Annotated in this window: 9 protein-coding genes, 6 tRNA genes, 5 rRNA genes and 2 pseudogenes; 20 read left to right on the forward strand and 2 right to left on the reverse strand. The window is 41.5% G+C overall.

Features of this window, described 5'->3' with window-relative positions; genetic code table 11:
• The first annotated feature begins 118 nt into the window (after positions 1-118).
• The 8 genes and pseudogenes from greA to PL321_RS09445 all read left to right on the forward strand — a co-directional run bounded on the left by greA (position 119) and on the right by PL321_RS09445 (position 7,603).
• Complete coding sequence (gene greA, locus PL321_RS09410) at positions 119-553, forward strand: transcription elongation factor GreA (RefSeq protein ID WP_443110769.1); 435 nt, start codon at positions 119-121, stop codon at positions 551-553.
• An 18-nt stretch (positions 554-571) separates the two neighbouring features.
• Positions 572-2,090, forward strand: a pseudogene (lysS, locus tag PL321_RS09415) (lysine--tRNA ligase).
• 352 nt (positions 2,091-2,442) lie between these two features.
• A tRNA-Asn gene (locus tag PL321_RS09420) sits at positions 2,443-2,517 on the forward strand.
• A 187-nt stretch (positions 2,518-2,704) separates the two neighbouring features.
• Positions 2,705-4,221: ribosomal RNA gene (locus PL321_RS09425) — 16S ribosomal RNA — on the forward strand.
• 142 nt (positions 4,222-4,363) lie between these two features.
• Positions 4,364-4,440, forward strand: a tRNA-Ile gene (locus tag PL321_RS09430).
• 45 nt (positions 4,441-4,485) lie between these two features.
• Positions 4,486-7,372, forward strand: a 23S ribosomal RNA gene (locus tag PL321_RS09435).
• 28 nt (positions 7,373-7,400) lie between these two features.
• Positions 7,401-7,516, forward strand: a 5S ribosomal RNA gene (rrf, locus tag PL321_RS09440).
• Between the two features lie 12 nt (positions 7,517-7,528).
• Positions 7,529-7,603, forward strand: a tRNA-Asn gene (locus PL321_RS09445).
• A 214-nt stretch (positions 7,604-7,817) separates the two neighbouring features.
• Here PL321_RS09445 and PL321_RS09450 read toward each other — a convergent pair.
• Positions 7,818-8,891: an ISL3 family transposase gene (locus PL321_RS09450; protein WP_273964333.1), complete on the reverse strand. Its 1,074-nt coding sequence runs from the start codon at positions 8,889-8,891 to the stop codon at positions 7,818-7,820.
• A gap of 344 nt (positions 8,892-9,235) precedes the next feature.
• Here PL321_RS09450 and PL321_RS09455 point away from each other — a divergent pair.
• The 11 genes from PL321_RS09455 to PL321_RS09500 all read left to right on the forward strand — a co-directional run bounded on the left by PL321_RS09455 (position 9,236) and on the right by PL321_RS09500 (position 16,932).
• Positions 9,236-9,311, forward strand: a tRNA-Ala gene (locus tag PL321_RS09455).
• A 12-nt stretch (positions 9,312-9,323) separates the two neighbouring features.
• Positions 9,324-9,400: transfer RNA gene (locus tag PL321_RS09460), tRNA-Ile, on the forward strand.
• Positions 9,401-9,445: 45 nt separating this feature from the next.
• Positions 9,446-12,500: ribosomal RNA gene (locus tag PL321_RS09465) — 23S ribosomal RNA — on the forward strand.
• Positions 12,501-12,528: 28 nt separating this feature from the next.
• Positions 12,529-12,641 (forward strand): 5S ribosomal RNA (gene rrf / locus PL321_RS09470).
• The 16S, 23S and 5S rRNA genes sit together here with 6 tRNA genes alongside, the layout of an rRNA operon.
• A 12-nt stretch (positions 12,642-12,653) precedes the next feature.
• Positions 12,654-12,728, forward strand: a tRNA-Asn gene (locus tag PL321_RS09475).
• Between the two features lie 351 nt (positions 12,729-13,079).
• Complete coding sequence (locus PL321_RS09480; protein ID WP_273964281.1) at positions 13,080-13,454, forward strand: hypothetical protein; 375 nt, start codon at positions 13,080-13,082, stop codon at positions 13,452-13,454.
• The gene (locus PL321_RS09485) at positions 13,451-14,212 is read left to right on the forward strand and encodes a LuxE/PaaK family acyltransferase (protein ID WP_273964282.1); all 762 of its coding nucleotides are present in this window, start codon (positions 13,451-13,453) and stop codon (positions 14,210-14,212) included. The genes PL321_RS09480 and PL321_RS09485 overlap by 4 nt, the downstream gene beginning before the upstream one ends.
• Positions 14,199-14,396, forward strand: coding sequence for a hypothetical protein (locus PL321_RS09490; RefSeq protein WP_273964283.1), 198 nt, complete (start codon positions 14,199-14,201; stop codon positions 14,394-14,396). Before PL321_RS09485 ends, PL321_RS09490 begins: the two co-directional genes overlap by 14 nt.
• Positions 14,366-15,523, forward strand: a complete 1,158-nt coding sequence (locus PL321_RS09495) for an acyl-CoA reductase (RefSeq protein WP_273964284.1) — start codon at positions 14,366-14,368, stop codon at positions 15,521-15,523. The genes PL321_RS09490 and PL321_RS09495 overlap by 31 nt, the downstream gene beginning before the upstream one ends.
• Positions 15,524-15,532: 9 nt before the next feature.
• Positions 15,533-15,739, forward strand: coding sequence for a hypothetical protein (locus PL321_RS19920; RefSeq protein ID WP_337961008.1), 207 nt, complete (start codon positions 15,533-15,535; stop codon positions 15,737-15,739).
• On the forward strand, positions 15,724-16,932 hold the full coding sequence (locus PL321_RS09500; protein WP_337961145.1) for an aspartate aminotransferase family protein: 1,209 nt from the start codon (positions 15,724-15,726) through the stop codon (positions 16,930-16,932). The genes PL321_RS19920 and PL321_RS09500 overlap by 16 nt, the downstream gene beginning before the upstream one ends.
• Before the next feature lie 18 nt (positions 16,933-16,950).
• Here PL321_RS09500 and PL321_RS09505 read toward each other — a convergent pair.
• Positions 16,951-17,556: pseudogene (locus PL321_RS09505) on the reverse strand (DNA-3-methyladenine glycosylase).
• Between the two features lie 213 nt (positions 17,557-17,769).
• On the opposite strand from PL321_RS09505, the gene PL321_RS09510 reads away from it, so the two are divergent.
• On the forward strand, positions 17,770-18,045 hold the full coding sequence (locus PL321_RS09510; protein ID WP_273964285.1) for a hypothetical protein: 276 nt from the start codon (positions 17,770-17,772) through the stop codon (positions 18,043-18,045).
• The last annotated feature ends 241 nt before the right edge of the window (positions 18,046-18,286 follow it).

The following is an 18,286-nucleotide window of genomic DNA, read 5'->3' on the forward strand; positions in this document are numbered from 1 at the left end:
ATAAAATGTGTTTTATTATTAATTATTTAGCATATAATATTATAAATTTAATGTTAAAAGGGAGTAATAATATGGCAGAAAACAAACAAGTTATTCTTACATATGAATGAATTAAAAAATAGAAGAGGAATTAGAATACTTAAAAACCGTTAAGAGAAAGGAAGTAGCACAGAAGATAAAAACAGCCATTTCCTATGGAGATTTAAGTGAAAACTCAGAATATGATGAAGCTAAGAATGAACAAGCGTTTGTAGAAGGAAGAATAGCAACCCTTGAAAATATGTTAAAGAATGCTAAAGTTATTGATGAAGAGGATATAAAGACTGATGTTGTATCAATAGGTTGCATAGTAAAAGTAAAAGATTTAGAATATGGAGATGAAATGGAGTTTACAATAGTAGGTTCTGCAGAGGCTGATTTTAAGAAGATGAAGATTTCAAATGAAGCTCCAATAGGAAAGGGATTAATGGGTAAAAAGGTTGGAGATAAAGTTGAAATTCAAGTACCAGATGGTACAATAACTTATGAAATATTAGAGATTAAAAGACATTAAAAAATGGAGGTATAAAAGATGGCAAATGAGGAACTAAATCGAGTTGAACTCAATCAACTTGAAGAGGAGTACAATGAGCTTATAAGACAGAGAATACAAAAGCTTGAAGAGTTAAAAGAAAAAGGACAAGACCCCTTTGAAATAGTTAAGTACGACAGAACCCATACATCAAAACAAGTAAAGGACGGGTATGAAGAACTTGAAAACAAGACAGTTAGAGTAGCAGGGCGTTTAATGTCAAAGAGAATTCACGGTAAAGCTGGTTTTAGCGACATACACGATAGATACGGAAAGCTTCAACTTTATGTAAAGATTGATAATGTTGGAGAAGAGAAGTTAAAGTTCTTCAAGAGCCTTGATTTAGGTGATATCATTGGGGTTGAAGGAGAGGTATTTAAGACTAAAACAGGAGAAATATCTGTTTTAGTTAAGGACTTTACTTTACTTACTAAGTCATTAAGACCACTTCCAGAAAAGTGGCACGGATTAAAGGATCCAGATTTAAGATATAGACAAAGATATGTTGATTTAATAGTTAATGAGAATGTTAGAGATACATTTATAAAAAGAACACAGATTATAAAGGCCATAAGAAAATTCTTAGATGATAGAGATTACATAGAAGTTGAAACACCGATTTTATCACCAATTGCAGGTGGTGCAGCGGCCAGACCTTTTATAACTCATCACAATGCTTTAGATATAGATATGTATTTAAGAATAGCTACAGAGCTATATCTAAAGAGATTAATTGTTGGTGGTTTTGAAAGAGTATATGAAATTGGAAAGAATTTTAGAAATGAAGGGATAGACGTAAGACATAATCCGGAATTTACTGCAATAGAACTTTATCAAGCTTATGCAGACTATAATGATATGATGGAATTAACTGAGCAGTTAGTTGAATTTGTTTGTATGGAAGTTTTAGGAACAACAAAGGTAACATATCAAGGTACAGAAATTGATTTTAAAGCTCCTTGGGACAGAATAACAATGAAGGAAGCTGTTAAAAAGTATGCTGGAGTGGATTTTGATTCAATTAAATCAGACGACGAAGCGAGAGAAATAGCTAAAAGATGAAGGTTGAAGATGAACTTAAAAAGGAATTGAAGGACTGTAATAAAGCAGATATATTGGTTGCTTTATTTGAAACATATGCTGAAAAGCATCTAATTCAACCTACATTTGTTTTAGATTATCCTGTTGAAGTTTCACCACTTACGAAGAAAAAACCAGATGATCCAGCGTTTACTGAAAGATTTGAAGCATATGTATTTGGAAGAGAAATTGCCAATGCATATTCAGAGCTTAATGACCCTATTGATCAAAAGGAAAGATTTTTACAACAACTAAGAGAACGTGAACTTGGCGATGATGAAGCATATATGATGGATGATGATTTTATAAATGCTCTTGAAATAGGTATGCCTCCAACAGGGGATTAGGTATAGGGATAGATAGATTAATAATGTTCTTAACTGATTCATATTCAATAAGAGATGTTATTCTATTCCCAACAATGAAACCTACAAAGTAATTAAATTGTTTTTTAAAATACAATAAGAAATAAAAGGCTGAGAGCTATTTAACCTAATTAGTGACAGAAGTCGCCCACTTCTATAAGTGGGTGATGAATGTTGCTAAAAGAGTGAAAAACAAACTACTAAAGTTAGCCATATGAATGGTAAAACTGGGGATGGAACAGCCCTTTGAGCGTGGGTAAACTTGCTCCGATGGGAGTATTGACCACGAAGCCACCACTTCTATAGGTGGTGGTAGTTCACTAATAACAAACTTATTTAACAAAACAATAAACAAAAATCATAATAAAAAATGCAAAAACATATTGCAAAAAACAAAAATATTGATATAATATAATCTGTAAGCGTTCCACGGTAGCTCAATGGTGGAGCATCCGGCTGTTAACCGGAGGGTTGGAGGTTCGAGTCCTCTCCGTGGAGCCAATTTAATTTTTAAAAAAGGTGTTGACAAGATAAAAAGATGCAATATAATAAATTATGTTGTTAGCGACACCGAGAATAAAACAAAAAAGGTGTTGACAAGATAAAAAGACGTGATAATATAAATAAGCGTCAACGGTCCTTGAAAACTGAACAGCGAGAGCGAACGTACCAAATAAAAGCTAGGTTATAACATAAGAGTTTGATCCTGGCTCAGGACGAACGCTGGCGGCGTGCCTAACACATGCAAGTCGAGCGGAGGGGATAGGAGCTTGCTTCTTGAACCTCAACGGCGGACGGGTGAGTAACACGTGGGTAACCTGCCCTTGAGAGGGGGATAACAGGTCGAAAGGCCTGCTAATACCGCATAACGCTAAGATGCTGCATGGCGTCTTAGCCAAAGGTTAATTCCGCTCAAGGATGGGCCCGCGGCCCATTAGCTAGTTGGTGAGGTAACGGCTCACCAAGGCGACGATGGGTAGCCGGCCTGAGAGGGTGGTCGGCCACACTGGGACTGAGACACGGCCCAGACTCCTACGGGAGGCAGCAGTGGGGAATATTGCGCAATGGGGAAACCCTGACGCAGCGACGCCGCGTGAGCGATGAAGGCCTTCGGGTTGTAAAGCTCTGTCTTCCCTGACGATAATGACGGTAAGGGAGGAGGAAGCCACGGCTAACTACGTGCCAGCAGCCGCGGTAATACGTAGGTGGCAAGCGTTGTCCGGAATTACTGGGCGTAAAGGGTGCGTAGGCGGCTCTTTAAGTGGGGTGTGAAATCCCTGGGCTCAACCCAGGAACTGCACTCAAACTGGAGAGCTAGAGTGCAGGAGAGGAAAGCGGAATTCCCAGTGTAGCGGTGAAATGCGTAGAGATTGGGAGGAACACCAGTGGCGAAGGCGGCTTTCTGGACTGTAACTGACGCTGAGGCACGAAAGCGTGGGGAGCAAACAGGATTAGATACCCTGGTAGTCCACGCTGTAAACGATGGGTACTAGGTGTAGGGGCGAAGCCCTCTGTGCCGCAGCTAACGCATTAAGTACCCCGCCTGGGGAGTACGGTCGCAAGATTAAAACTCAAAGGAATTGACGGGGGCCCGCACAAGCAGCGGAGCATGTGGTTTAATTCGAAGCAACGCGAAGAACCTTACCAGGGCTTGACATCCACCGAACCCTGTGGAAACACGGGGGTGCCCTTCGGGGAACGGTGAGACAGGTGGTGCATGGTTGTCGTCAGCTCGTGTCGTGAGATGTTGGGTTAAGTCCCGCAACGAGCGCAACCCTTGCCTTTAGTTGCCAGCAATTCGGTTGGGCACTCTAGAGGGACTGCCTGGGTTAACCAGGAGGAAGGTGGGGATGACGTCAAATCATCATGCCCCTTATGCTCTGGGCTACACACGTGCTACAATGGCCGGTACAATGAGTTGCAAACCCGCGAGGGGAGCTAATCTCAAAAACCGGTCCCAGTTCGGATTGTAGGCTGCAACTCGCCTACATGAAGCTGGAGTTGCTAGTAATCGCGGATCAACATGCCGCGGTGAATACGTTCCCGGGCCTTGTACACACCGCCCGTCACACCATGAGAGCCGGCAACACCCGAAGCCAGTGGGCTAACCCGCAAGGGAGGCAGCTGTCGAAGGTGGGGCTGGTGATTGGGGTGAAGTCGTAACAAGGTAGCCGTAGGAGAACCTGCGGCTGGATCACCTCCTTTCTAAGAGGAAATAGCTCTCGCTGTTTGGTTTTGAAGGACCGTAAGGTCCTAATGTGGGGTGTAGCTCAGTTGGGAGAGCACCTGCCTTGCAAGCAGGGGGTCAGGAGTTCGAATCTCCTCATCTCCACCATATATAATATATGGGCTCATAGCTCAGACGGTTAGAGCGCACGCCTGATAAGCGTGAGGTCGGTGGTTCGATTCCACTTGAGCCCACCAAGTTCTTTGAAAACTGCACAGCCAAAGGTAACAAGTTCTTTGTAAGATCAAGCTACAAAGGGCGCATGGTGGATGCCTTGGCACCAGGAGCCGAAGAAGGACGTGGTAAGCTGCGAAAAGCTGCGGGTAGCCGCAAACAGGCTGTGATCCGCAGATGTCCGAATGGGGGAACCCACCTAGTAAACACTAGGTATCCTTAACTGAATCCATAGGTTAAGGAGGGCACACCCGGGGAACTGAAACATCTAAGTACCCGGAGGAAGAGAAAGAATAATCGATTCCCTAAGTAGCGGCGAGCGAAAGGGGAAGAGCCCAAACCAGAGGAAACTCTGGGGTTGCGGACAGGTCATAACGGTTTAAAATCTCTAGTCGAAGAGGCCTGGAAAGGCCGGCCACAGAAGGTAATAGCCCTGTAGGCGAAGAGAATTTAAGCTAGACCTGATCCAGAGTACCACGGGACACGTGAAACCCTGTGGGAAGCAGGGAGGACCACCTCCCAAGGCTAAATACTACCTGGTGACCGATAGCGTATAGTACCGTGAGGGAAAGGTGAAAAGAACCCCGGGAGGGAGTGAAATAGAACCTGAAACCGTGTGCCTACAAGCAGTCGGAGGGCGTTAAGGCCTGACGGCGTGCTTTTGTAGAACGAGCCAGCGAGTTACGGTATGTAGCGAGGTTAAGCACTTAAGGTGTGAAGCCGTAGGGAAACCGAGTCTGAAAAGGGCGAAAAGTTGCATGCCGTAGACCCGAAACCGGGTGACCTATCCATGGACAGGGTGAAGGTGAGGTAAAACTCACTGGAGGCCCGAACCACGTTGGTGTTGAAAAACCATGGGATGAGCTGTGGATAGCGGAGAAATTCCAATCGAACTCGGAGATAGCTGGTTCTCCCCGAAATAGCTTTAGGGCTAGCCTCGGGTTAGAGACGTGGAGGTAGAGCACTGAATGGGCTAGGGGCCGTCTAGGTTACCGAACCTTATCAAACTCCGAATGCCATGATCTTGATGCCCGGGAGTCAGACTACGAGTGATAAGATCCGTGGTCAAAGGGAAACAGCCCAGACCATCAGCTAAGGTCCCAAAGTGTATGTTAAGTGGAAAAGGATGTGGGATTTCCAAGACAACCAGGATGTTGGCTTAGAAGCAGCCATTCATTTAAAGAGTGCGTAATAGCTCACTGGTCGAGAGGTCCTGCGCCGAAGATGTCCGGGGCTCAAACATACCACCGAAGCTATGGACCCTAACGGGTGGTAGGGGAGCTTTCTTAGCGGGTAGAAGTCAGACCGGAAGGACTGGTGGACTGCTAAGAAGTGAGAATGCTGGCATAAGTAGCGAGAAATAGGTGAGAATCCTATTCGCCGAAAACCTAAGGTTTCCTCAGGAAGGCTCGTCCGCTGAGGGTTAGTCGGGACCTAAGCCGAGGCCGAAAGGCGTAGGTGATGGACAATCGGTTGATATTCCGATACCACCAGTAGCCGTTTGAGAGATGGGGTGACGCAGGAGGATAGGCTGAGCACACTGATGGATATGTGTGTCCAAGGCACAAGGCGTGCCTCCTAGGCAAATCCGGGAGGATAAGCTGAGTGTTGATGGGGAGTCGTAAGACGAAGCAGCTGATTTCACACTGCCGAGAAAAGCCTCTATCGAGGATGCTGGTGCCCGTACCGCAAACCGACACAGGTAGGTGAGGAGAGAATCCTAAGGCGAGCGGGAGAACCCTTGTTAAGGAACTCGGCAAATTGACCCCGTAACTTCGGGAGAAGGGGTGCCTACCGCAAGGTAGGCCGCAGAGAATAGGCCCAGGCGACTGTTTAGCAAAAACACAGGTCTCTGCTAAGTCGAAAGACGATGTATAGGGGCTGACGCCTGCCCGGTGCTGGAAGGTTAAGGGAAAGGTTAGCGCAAGCGAAGCTTTGAACCGAAGCCCCAGTAAACGGCGGCCGTAACTATAACGGTCCTAAGGTAGCGAAATTCCTTGTCGGGTAAGTTCCGACCCGCACGAATGGCGTAACGACCTGGGCGCTGTCTCAACAAGGGACCCGGCGAAATTGTAGTACAAGTGAAGATGCTTGTTACCCGCGATTGGACGGAAAGACCCCGTAGAGCTTTACTGCAGCTTAGCATTGAGTTTCGGTATTGTCTGTACAGGATAGGTGGGAGGCAGAGAAGTAGCGTCGCTAGGCGCTATGGAGCCGACGTTGGGATACCACCCTGATGATACTGAAGCTCTAACCGGAGGCCATGAATCTGGTCACGGGACATTGTTAGGCGGGCAGTTTGACTGGGGCGGTCGCCTCCTAAAGAGTAACGGAGGCGCCCAAAGGTTCCCTCAGTGCGGTTGGAAATCGCGCGTAGAGTGCAAAGGCAGAAGGGAGCCTAACTGTGAGACTGACAAGTCGAGCAGTGACGAAAGTCGGGCTTAGTGATCCGGTGGTACCGAGTGGAAGGGCCATCGCTCAACGGATAAAAGCTACCTCGGGGATAACAGGCTGATCTCCCCAAGAGTCCACATCGACGGGGAGGTTTGGCACCTCGATGTCGGCTCGTCGCATCCTGGGGCTGAAGTAGGTCCCAAGGGTTGGGCTGTTCGCCCATTAAAGCGGCACGCGAGCTGGGTTCAGAACGTCGTGAGACAGTTCGGTCCCTATCCGTCGCGGGCGTAGGAAATTTGAGAGGAGCTGTCCTTAGTACGAGAGGACCGGGATGGACGAACCTCTGGTGCACCAGTTGTCACGCCAGTGGCACAGCTGGGTAGCCAAGTTCGGAAGGGATAAGCGCTGAAGGCATCTAAGCGCGAAGCCCACCTCAAGATGAGATTTCCCATAGCGTTAAGCTAGTAAGACCCCTGAAAGAACATCAGGTTGATAGGCCAGAGGTGTAAGCGTCGTGAGGCGTTTAGCTGACTGGTACTAATAGGTCGAGGGCTTGATCATATAGGCTGTGCAGTTTTGAAAGAACTAATCCGGTGACAATGCCGCGGAGGAAACACCCGTTCCCATTCCGAACACGAAGGTTAAGCTCCGCAGGGCCGATGGTACTGCACCAATTCGGTGTGGGAGAGTAGGTCGTTGCCGGATAAAATAGAATATTCCACGGTAGCTCAATGGTGGAGCATTCGGCTGTTAACCGAAGGGCTGGAGGTTCGAGTCCTCTCCGTGGAGCCACTTTGAATGTAGGAGGTTGCAATCGCAACCTTTTTTAATCACATTTTTGGGCTCTTTGTCAATAGTTGGGGCGGGCATTAGATTAGAATGCCTGTCCTTTCTTATTTGATAATGATTTTAGCAAGATAGATAGGATGAGGGAGTTTACCCTTAAAAATTGCACGACAAAAAGACCAACGATAGTTGGATTTCCTAAAATACAATATTTAACAGATTATTTATTACAACAATGAAGAATTCTATTCCTGAATCTATCAAAATTTCTATAGCCGAAGGCTATTCTTTTAATAACTTTGATTTTATTATTAAATCCTTCTATACAAGCATTTGTATAAGGAATATCAAAAGAATTACAAATCTCATTAAAATATCTGATATAGGTATTTGCACATCTTTTCAATTCATTGATACCACTATTTTGTGCAAGTTTAATCCAATCTTTTAAGAGGACACGAGCTTCGTTAGAAGAAGGTGAAGCATCAATAATACTCAATAACTTTTCCTTTAAAGTGTGGGCAATTGCTAATTCACTATTATAAGAAAACATAACTTGTAAAGCTAACTTTGAATCTGTATCAAGTAAGCCATATCTTTTTAAAATAAGCTTTTTACTTCTTTTAAAGTATTTTCTTAATTTAATTGATAGTTCTCTTTGGATACGTTTTCTTACCGCTTCTACTGCCCATATGACTTGTCTAATATAGTGAAATTTATCTATAACAATTACAGCATTTTTGAAATAAGTTTTAGCTAAATCAATATAGGGTTGCCACATATCACAAATAAAGTGTGTAACGCTATCGCGATTTTTAATTTTTCTAAAATAATCTATAAGAATATGCTCTTTTCTATCTTTAATAATGTCTAGTATTTTATGATTAACAGGATCGACTATTGCACAATGATATTTAGAACCACCAGAGTTACCTTTAAATTCATCTATAGATATTATTTTAGGTAAATTAGTAGGAGAAGAGTAAGATACATTATCAAAAATACGTTTTATAGTATCGATAGATAGATTAGTTTTTCTAGCAACTGATGTCATACTATATTCATTAGATAATTCATAAATTACAAACATAGCTAATCTATTAGTTATTCTATGATAACGAGGTAAAAATTCTATATGTTCATAAAATTTTTTGCCGCAGGCATTACAACGATATCTACGTTTTTTAAGAATGATAAAAGTATGTTTAAAGAATAAGGGTATGTCTTTAATACGCTGAATTCTATAATCGTGAACTCTTGTAACTTTGGAATTACAATTAGGGCAAGTACAAATTTTTTCTTAGTTTCTAAGTATATCTCAATGTACGTGTCATTATGAATAATCTTTTTATAATAACATCTTTAAAACCTAATAAATTTTTGATAGAATTATTAGTGTGCACTTGATGGATGCCTCCTTTCAGGTAAGGTTTTTGTTTGGTTATTTTAATTTTACCAGGTGTCTAATCAGGTGCACATATTTTTTGTAAAAAATATGCTGGGTCTACGCCCCAACATTTATTATAGAACCATTTTTGTATATGTATTTTGTATTTGTTTTGTAACAAATTAACATCAAAAAACTATTTTAGTGTGTTGACATAACATTATATTTTTGATATTATAATTAAGCGAGATGGGGGTGTAGCTCAGTTGGGAGAGCACCTGCCTTGCAAGCAGGGGGTCAGGAGTTCGAATCTCCTCATCTCCACCATATATAATATATGGGCTCATAGCTCAGACGGTTAGAGCGCACGCCTGATAAGCGTGAGGTCGGTGGTTCGATTCCACTTGAGCCCACCAAGTTCTTTGAAAACTGCACAGTCAAAGGTAACAAGTTCTTTGTAAGATCAAGCTACAAAGGGCGCATGGTGGATGCCTTGGCACCAGGAGCCGAAGAAGGACGTGGTAAGCTGCGAAAAGCTGCGGGTAGCCGCAAACAGGCTGTGATCCGCAGATGTCCGAATGGGGGAACCCACCTAGTAAACACTAGGTATCCTTAACTGAATCCATAGGTTAAGGAGGGCACACCCGGGGAACTGAAACATCTAAGTACCCGGAGGAAGAGAAAGAATAATCGATTCCCTAAGTAGCGGCGAGCGAAAGGGAAGAGCCCAAACCAGAGGAAACTCTGGGGTTGCGGACAGGTCATAACGGTTTAAAATCTCTAGTCGAAGAGGCCTGGAAAGGCCGGCCACAGAAGGTAATAGCCCTGTAGGCGAAAGAGAATTTAAGCTAGACCTGATCCAGAGTACCACGGGACACGTGAAACCCTGTGGGAAGCAGGGAGGACCACCTCCCAAGGCTAAATACTACCTGGTGACCGATAGCGTATAGTACCGTGAGGGAAAGGTGAAAAGAACCCCGGGAGGGAGTGAAATAGAACCTGAAACCGTGTGCCTACAAGCAGTCGGAGGGCAGTAACCACCCAACAAAACTTGTTTTGTTGGGGCCCGATTCGCCTGACGGCGTGCTTTTGTAGAACGAGCCAGCGAGTTACGGTATGTAGCGAGGTTAAGCACTTAAGGTGTGAAGCCGTAGGGAAACCGAGTCTGAAAAGGGCGAAAAGTTGCATGCCGTAGACCCGAAACCGGGTGACCTATCCATGGACAGGGTGAAGGTGAGGTAAAACTCACTGGAGGCCCGAACCACGTTGGTGTTGAAAAACCATGGGATGAGCTGTGGATAGCGGAGAAATTCCAATCGAACTCGGAGATAGCTGGTTCTCCCCGAAATAGCTTTAGGGCTAGCCTCGGGTTAGAGACGTGGAGGTAGAGCACTGAATGGGCTAGGGGCCGTCTAGGTTACCGAACCTTATCAAACTCCGAATGCCATGATCTTGATGCCCGGGAGTCAGACTACGAGTGATAAGATCCGTGGTCAAAGGGAAACAGCCCAGACCATCAGCTAAGGTCCCAAAGTGTATGTTAAGTGGAAAAGGATGTGGGATTTCCAAGACAACCAGGATGTTGGCTTAGAAGCAGCCATTCATTTAAAGAGTGCGTAATAGCTCACTGGTCGAGAGGTCCTGCGCCGAAGATGTCCGGGGCTCAAACATACCACCGAAGCTATGGATTCGGTAGCGTTACTAATGCTTATATGTGAAAATGGAAAAAGTGAGAGAGGACATCTCATGCTGCTACGCAGCGAAGCGAAGGAGCAGCATCAGATGCTTTAAAGCGAAAGCATACCATATAGGCGATAGTAACGCTACCGGGTGGTAGGGAGCTTTCTTAGCGGGTAGAAGTCAGACCGGAAGGACTGGTGGACTGCTAAGAAGTGAGAATGCTGGCATAAGTAGCGAGAAATAGGTGAGAATCCTATTCGCCGAAAACCTAAGGTTTCCTCAGGAAGGCTCGTCCGCTGAGGGTTAGTCGGGACCTAAGCCGAGGCCGAAAGGCGTAGGTGATGGACAATCGGTTGATATTCCGATACCACCAGTAGCCGTTTGAGAGATGGGGTGACGCAGGAGGATAGGCTGAGCACACTGATGGATATGTGTGTCCAAGGCACAAGGCGTGCCTCCCAGGCAAATCCGGGAGGATAAGCTGAGTGTTGATGGGGAGTCGTAAGACGAAGCAGCTGATTTCACACTGCCGAGAAAAGCCTCTATCGAGGATGCTGGTGCCCGTACCGCAAACCGACACAGGTAGGTGAGGAGAGAATCCTAAGGCGAGCGGGAGAACCCTTGTTAAGGAACTCGGCAAATTGACCCCGTAACTTCGGGAGAAGGGGTGCCTACCGCAAGGTAGGCCGCAGAGAATAGGCCCAGGCGACTGTTTAGCAAAAACACAGGTCTCTGCTAAGTCGAAAGACGATGTATAGGGGCTGACGCCTGCCCGGTGCTGGAAGGTTAAGGGGAAAGGTTAGCGCAAGCGAAGCTTTGAACCGAAGCCCCAGTAAACGGCGGCCGTAACTATAACGGTCCTAAGGTAGCGAAATTCCTTGTCGGGTAAGTTCCGACCCGCACGAATGGCGTAACGACCTGGGCGCTGTCTCAACAAGGGACCCGGCGAAATTGTAGTACAAGTGAAGATGCTTGTTACCCGCGATTGGACGGAAAGACCCCGTAGAGCTTTACTGCAGCTTAGCATTGAGTTTCGGTATTGTCTGTACAGGATAGGTGGGAGGCAGAGAAGTAGCGTCGCTAGGCGCTATGGAGCCGACGTTGGGATACCACCCTGATGATACTGAAGCTCTAACCGGAGGCCATGAATCTGGTCACGGGACATTGTTAGGCGGGCAGTTTGACTGGGGCGGTCGCCTCCTAAAGAGTAACGGAGGCGCCCAAAGGTTCCCTCAGTGCGGTTGGAAATCGCGCGTAGAGTGCAAAGGCAGAAGGGAGCCTAACTGTGAGACTGACAAGTCGAGCAGTGACGAAAGTCGGGCTTAGTGATCCGGTGGTACCGAGTGGAAGGGCCATCGCTCAACGGATAAAAGCTACCTCGGGGATAACAGGCTGATCTCCCCAAGAGTCCACATCGACGGGGAGGTTTGGCACCTCGATGTCGGCTCGTCGCATCCTGGGGCTGAAGTAGGTCCCAAGGGTTGGGCTGTTCGCCCATTAAAGCGGCACGCGAGCTGGGTTCAGAACGTCGTGAGACAGTTCGGTCCCTATCCGTCGCGGGCGTAGGAAATTTGAGAGGAGCTGTCCTTAGTACGAGAGGACCGGGATGGACGAACCTCTGGTGCACCAGTTGTCACGCCAGTGGCACAGCTGGGTAGCCAAGTTCGGAAGGGATAAGCGCTGAAGGCATCTAAGCGCGAAGCCCACCTCAAGATGAGATTTCCCATAGCGTTAAGCTAGTAAGACCCCTGAAAGAACATCAGGTTGATAGGCCAGAGGTGTAAGCGTCGTGAGGCGTTTAGCTGACTGGTACTAATAGGTCGAGGGCTTGATCATATAGGCTGTGCAGTTTTGAAAGAACTAATCCGGTGACAATGCCGCGGAGGAAACACCCGTTCCCATTCCGAACACGGTATTTAACCGCAGGGCCGATGGTACTGCACCAATTCGGTGTGGGAGAGTAGGTCGTTGCTGGATAAAATAAAATATTCCACGGTAGCTCAATGGTGGAGCATTCGGCTGTTAACCGAAGGGCTGGAGGTTCGAGTCCTCTCCGTGGAGCCACTTTGAATGTAGGAGGTTGCAATCGCAACCTCTTTTTAGTTCTTCTTTTATTACCTAATAGGCCCCTTTCAGGATTTGTTGGCTTTTCTTTATTTATAAGTCTATAGAAAAGACTTGCTGATGCTTCAAGCAACATCTCTATAATTAAAACAACTTGTCAGCTTATCAAAAATCCAAGGTATTTTTATAAAGTACATTCTCTATGAAAATCATCATAAACTTTATTTTTTAAATATGTTAATATATGTTAAAAAATATTTTGGAATATTTTATACATAATTGAAATAATTTGATTATATTGTTATAATAAGAATATGCACAAAATGTGCACAATTTTCCTTGGGGGATTAAATGGATTTCTTTAATGATTTTAAAAGAAACCTTGAAGGTCAATACGAAGAATGTATTGCATATAAAGAGTTGTGCAAAAGAGAAGGGTTTAATCCTTTTAGTGATTTAAAATCCGAATATGATTTAGAATATGTACCTTTTATTATGACTACATCTTTTAAAAAATCTTATGGGTTATTTACAAAACTATTAAGGGTGGGGGTAGATGACGTATATAAATGGACTGTATCAAGTAGCACAAGTGGAGATCCAAGTATAGTTGGTAGGAGTAGTGAAGATATAGAAACTTTAAGAAGGTTTGTTTTAGAAGATGAAATAAGACATAGAAAAGACAGAGATTATGAGTGTACTTTTTCCCAAGGGCAGAAGAAATGAAGGCCTTTAATAGAGGAAACTTCTTAAATAAGGTATGCGAATCCTACTTAGGAAATATAGTAGATATCTATACCTATTTAGAATCAACAATTTTTCTGCTTAAGTTACAGGATGGTAAAATGACATTAGATATACAACCCTTTATAGAATATATAAAGGAACATAATGGTAAGAATCATCGTGCAGCATTGGGAGGTTCTACCCCTTTGTTCTTTAAAACAGTTTTGAGCCTAAAGGACAAAATGAAGCCTGTTGAACTTGGAGATGGAGCAACAGTTCATACAGGTGGTGGCGGATGGGATGGAAGAAAAGGAAACATAAATATAGGTGCAACAATAGAAAGATGGAGGTTTGTAGAGGAAGTATCTAATTTCTTAGGTATACCTCAGGAAAATTTTACAGATACATATTCCTTTACTGAAAACAGTTTTACAATGACTGGCCACTATAGTAGAGAGCATAGGGATTATTTATTTCACGTTCCAGAGTTTGCGCACGTTATAGTAAGAGATATAAAGACATTAAAACCTGTTAAAGAAGGCCAAAGAGGTTTTATACAGGTGTTAAATGCCTATGGAACATCTGCTTTTGCTGGTGCAAGCATACTTGTTGATGATATAGGAGAAGTAGTATCATATACACAATGCCCCGAATGTGGTTATAGGGGAATGGTTATTAAGCTAATAGGTAGAGTTAAGGGAACAGAGGCAAAGGGCTGTGGTGCTACTTTAGGAGGTGATGGGGTTGGAGGTAATTAAAAGAGACTATAATGGGTGTGTTATTGATGTTGTTGAATACGATATCTCAGATATAAAATCGGAAATTTTGAGACTTAAGAATAACAAACAAATAGCACATAATACGTCAACAGAGGAAATTCTCGAGATTCTTGATTTATGTGCAAAAAATGGTTGGATCGAAACTATTCTAAGAAACACGTAGAGCATATAGCAAAGATAACAAATCAAAGTGAAGAGATGGTTTTATTTGAACTTGAAAATGCTATGCTGGGGCTGTTGAAGGAAAATACTAAAAAGCTTATAGAGGAAGAACTTAAAAGTGAGGATATTTTAGACACCTGGGTACCAACATACTATGGTTTTGTGCATAGACAGCCGAGGGGACTAGTATTTCATAATGTCTCAGGTAATGCCTTTATTGTAATACCTGTTAGTATTGCTATGGGGCTTATATCCAAGAATGTAAATTTAGTAAAGGTATCAAAGGATGAACCTTATTTTGCGTGTGTCTTTTACAAGAGTTTAATGGAGATAGATGAGTCAATTAAAGATAGGCTATCTATAGTCTACTTTGATAGTTCCTCAAGTGAAATATATGATTATATAGTTTCAAACTCTGATTGTGTTGTTCACTGGGGAGGAAAAACATCAAGGGATTATATGGCAAGTTTGTGTGCAAAACATTCTGTTCACTTTATAGAACACGGACCTAAAGTGAGTTTTGAAGTTATAGACAAAGAGCCAAGTATTGATGATATAAAAGGTATAGCACTTGATATGTCACTGTGGGAACAAAAGGCCTGTCTATCTCCAAGAATTGTTTTCTTAAACTCAGAAGTTAATAAAGAAAAATTTCTTTATTTCTTTAGGAATTGCTTAGAGGAAATTATACAAGTATTGCCCAAGGGATACTATGATTATTTTTCTTCTATAAAAACTCTTCAAGATAGACAACATTTATTTTTAAATAACATAGATAATCCTGATTTTAAACTTATTTGCAGCAAAAATTCAGACTTTACAATAGTCTACTCTAACAGTTTACCAAAAGAAAGAGAGATAGATATGTGTCTTGGTAGATTTATCTATGTTTGTCCGTATTACAATAAAAAGGAGGTAATAGATTATATCAACAACAATTTAAAGGGATATCTTCAAACAATGGGATATTGTGGAGATGATTTTGAATTTATTGAGCAAGTTACATTATGTGGTGTTAGCATTGTTACAAGACCAGGGGAAATGTCTCTTCATAAAAATGGTACATCACACGACGGTATATATAATTTGAATGAGCTAACTTATGTTGTTAGCTACCAAAGAGATTAGGGGGATAGTATGAAGGTAAAAGAATACTACAGAGATTATATTACAGTTGATGATGCTTTAAATCTTAAAAGAAATGATGTAAGAGAGAATTACAAGGAATATGTTAATTCTGCTGCGGTACAGCTTTTAGGTCTTTTAGATTTCGATAAACACTTTATAAAGGCAAAGGGTACTAAGGTTTATGATGAAGACGGGAAAGAATATATAGATTTTTAGGTGGGTATGGTGCACTTAATGTAGGTCATAATAATGAATATGTTTTAGATCAGATTAAAAAGGCCGTAGGGTTACCAAATATATTACAGGCATCAATATATAATTTTGCTGGTGCACTTGCTAAAAATCTTTCTCTTTTAACTGGTGGAAATTTAAAGAGGACATTCTTTGCAAATAGTGGAGCAGAAGCAGTTGAAGGGGCACTAAAAATAGCAAAGATTGCAAGTGGTAAAAGTAAAATAGCATACTGCCAAAACTCCTTCCACGGTAAATCAATGGGAGCACTTTCTGTAACAGGAAGGGAAAAGTATCAAAATCCCTTTAAGCCATTAGTTCCAGATTGTTATCCTGTTCCCTATGGTGATGATAAGGCTCTTGAGGATTTACTTAAGATGGGAGGCTTTGCAGCCTTCATTGTAGAACCTATTCAGGGAGAAGGAGGAATAAATGTTCCACCTTCAGGATATTTAAGAAGAGTTAGAGAAATATGTGATAAATACGGTGCATATTTAATTGTTGATGAAATACAAACAGGTTTTGGAAGAACAGGATATATGTTTGCATACCAGGCAGATGAAATAGTTCCAGATATAGTTTGCTTTGCAAAATCCATCGGTGGAGGAATAATGCCAATTGGAGGATACATAGCAAAGGAAGATATATGGAAGAAGGCCTATGGTTCTGTGGATAAGGCGTTTTTACACACATCAACCTTTGGAGGAAATACTTTAGCCTGTGCGGCAGGAATAGCTACCATTGAATATTTGGTTGAGAACAATCTTGATAGACAGGCACGGGAAAAGGGAGATTATTTTATAAAGAAGTTACTTGAACTTAAGGCAAAATATCCAGTAATAAAGGATGTCAGAGGAAGAGGACTTATGATTGGGCTTGAGTTTGAGGAACCAAAGGGTATATTAAATAAAATTACTGCTGGAAAACTATCAGAATTATCAAAGGAATATTTTGCATCTTTAGTTGCAGGAAAACTTATGAATGAGTATGGTATTATTACAGCATATACATTAAACAATCCTAATGTAATAAGGCTTGAACCACCACTAATAGTAGAATATGAAGAGATAGATAAAGTAATATTTGCATTAGAGGATATTTTTGAGAAAAATGGAGGATTTTTAAGCCTTGGATTAGAAAGTGGAAAGCAGGTACTAAAGTCTTTGTTTAAAAAATAGTGGCTAAATTTATAGCCACTATTTTTGTGAAACCCAAGGATTATCCTTTATATAAAATCTCCAAGGATAGAATCTGGCTTCTTCAGCATAATCAATATTTATTCTTGTGGTTTCAATAATATCAAAATCATTGTATCCTGCATCTTCAACATATAAAGCATCAGAAAATAGATTTATTCCATTTAAACTCTTATCAAGCTTAAGTGCAATACATAGTTTAGATGGTCCGTTTGTTAAGTTTTTTAGCTGAATTTTATTTATTTCAGCAAAGCTTTTTTGTATCTTAATTGACACATATAATCAATACCTTCAATAGGTTCAACAGCTCGTATTAAGACAGCACAGGGTTTACCTTCATCTTCAGTTACAATATTAAAACAATAGTACATACCATATATAAAGTAAATATAAGCATATCCAGCATCTTTAAACATTACTTCATTTCTTTGAGTTTTTGTTATTATATGAATGTGCAGCTTTATCGAAGGGGCCTATATATGCTTCTGTTTCTACAATTCTTGCTACCATTTTATGACCATCAATATTTCTTACAATGTTTTTACCAAGAAGCTCTTTAGCAACGATTAGAGTATCCTGTTTATAAAAATCTTTACTAAGCATAATAACCTCCAGAAAGGGATGATATTTTGAAAAAATAATTTCAGTTTTTAAGATAATTGGATTTCTACTAATGTATACATTAGGGATGTATTTGTTAGAGTTATTATTGAACTTTTTTCAATTTATTTTAACAATGCATATCTTTTTAACATAGTTTATTCTATTGGTATTGTTTTAGTTTTATTTATAAATACCAAGTTATTTGTTAAAAAGGATATGCTGAAATTCATAAAGCTGTCCTTTAAAAATATAGATTTTAAAAAAATGGCATATTTAATGTTGGCAGCGTTTTGTTTTAATATAATCATTACATTTATTTTGATATTTCTCAATAAATATTCGGTATATAGCTTTATATGGGATAAGCTTTATGTTGAAGACATATTAGGTGTAATTTTTACAGGAATAATTATATCATTATCATACTCAATAATTGAAGAAGTAATTTTAAGAGGGTATATATTTAATATGTTGCCAATAAAAAAGAAATAAATTTTGTCGTTCTTGCTCTAATATATGCATTATTTAATTCCTTGAGTAGAGGGTTTAATTTTATGTTTATTATAAATGCATTTTTGTTTGCACTATTTATAAACATAATATACTACAAATATGAAAACCTAATATATACAATAGCCTTTAGTTTTGTATGGTTTTATACATCTAATTATATTTTTCCTTAAGCTTAGAACCTGAAAACTTAGAATTATATTCAGTAATAAATTTAATGTAT

Source organism: Caloramator sp. mosi_1 (assembly GCF_028622835.1).
GTDB lineage: Bacteria > Bacillota > Clostridia > Clostridiales > Caloramatoraceae > Thermobrachium.

Bases quoted from the DNA above. Each gene is read 5' to 3' on its own strand.
- PL321_RS09485 (WP_273964282.1), top strand. From the start codon at position 13,451: ATGAAGGCCTTTAATAGAGGAAACTTCTTAAATAAGGTATGCGAATCC.
- PL321_RS09510 (WP_273964285.1), top strand. From the start codon at position 17,770: ATGCTGAAATTCATAAAGCTGTCCTTTAAAAATATAGATTTTAAAAAA.
- PL321_RS09480 (WP_273964281.1), top strand. From the start codon at position 13,080: ATGGATTTCTTTAATGATTTTAAAAGAAACCTTGAAGGTCAATACGAA.
- PL321_RS19920 (WP_337961008.1), top strand. From the start codon at position 15,533: ATGAAGGTAAAAGAATACTACAGAGATTATATTACAGTTGATGATGCT.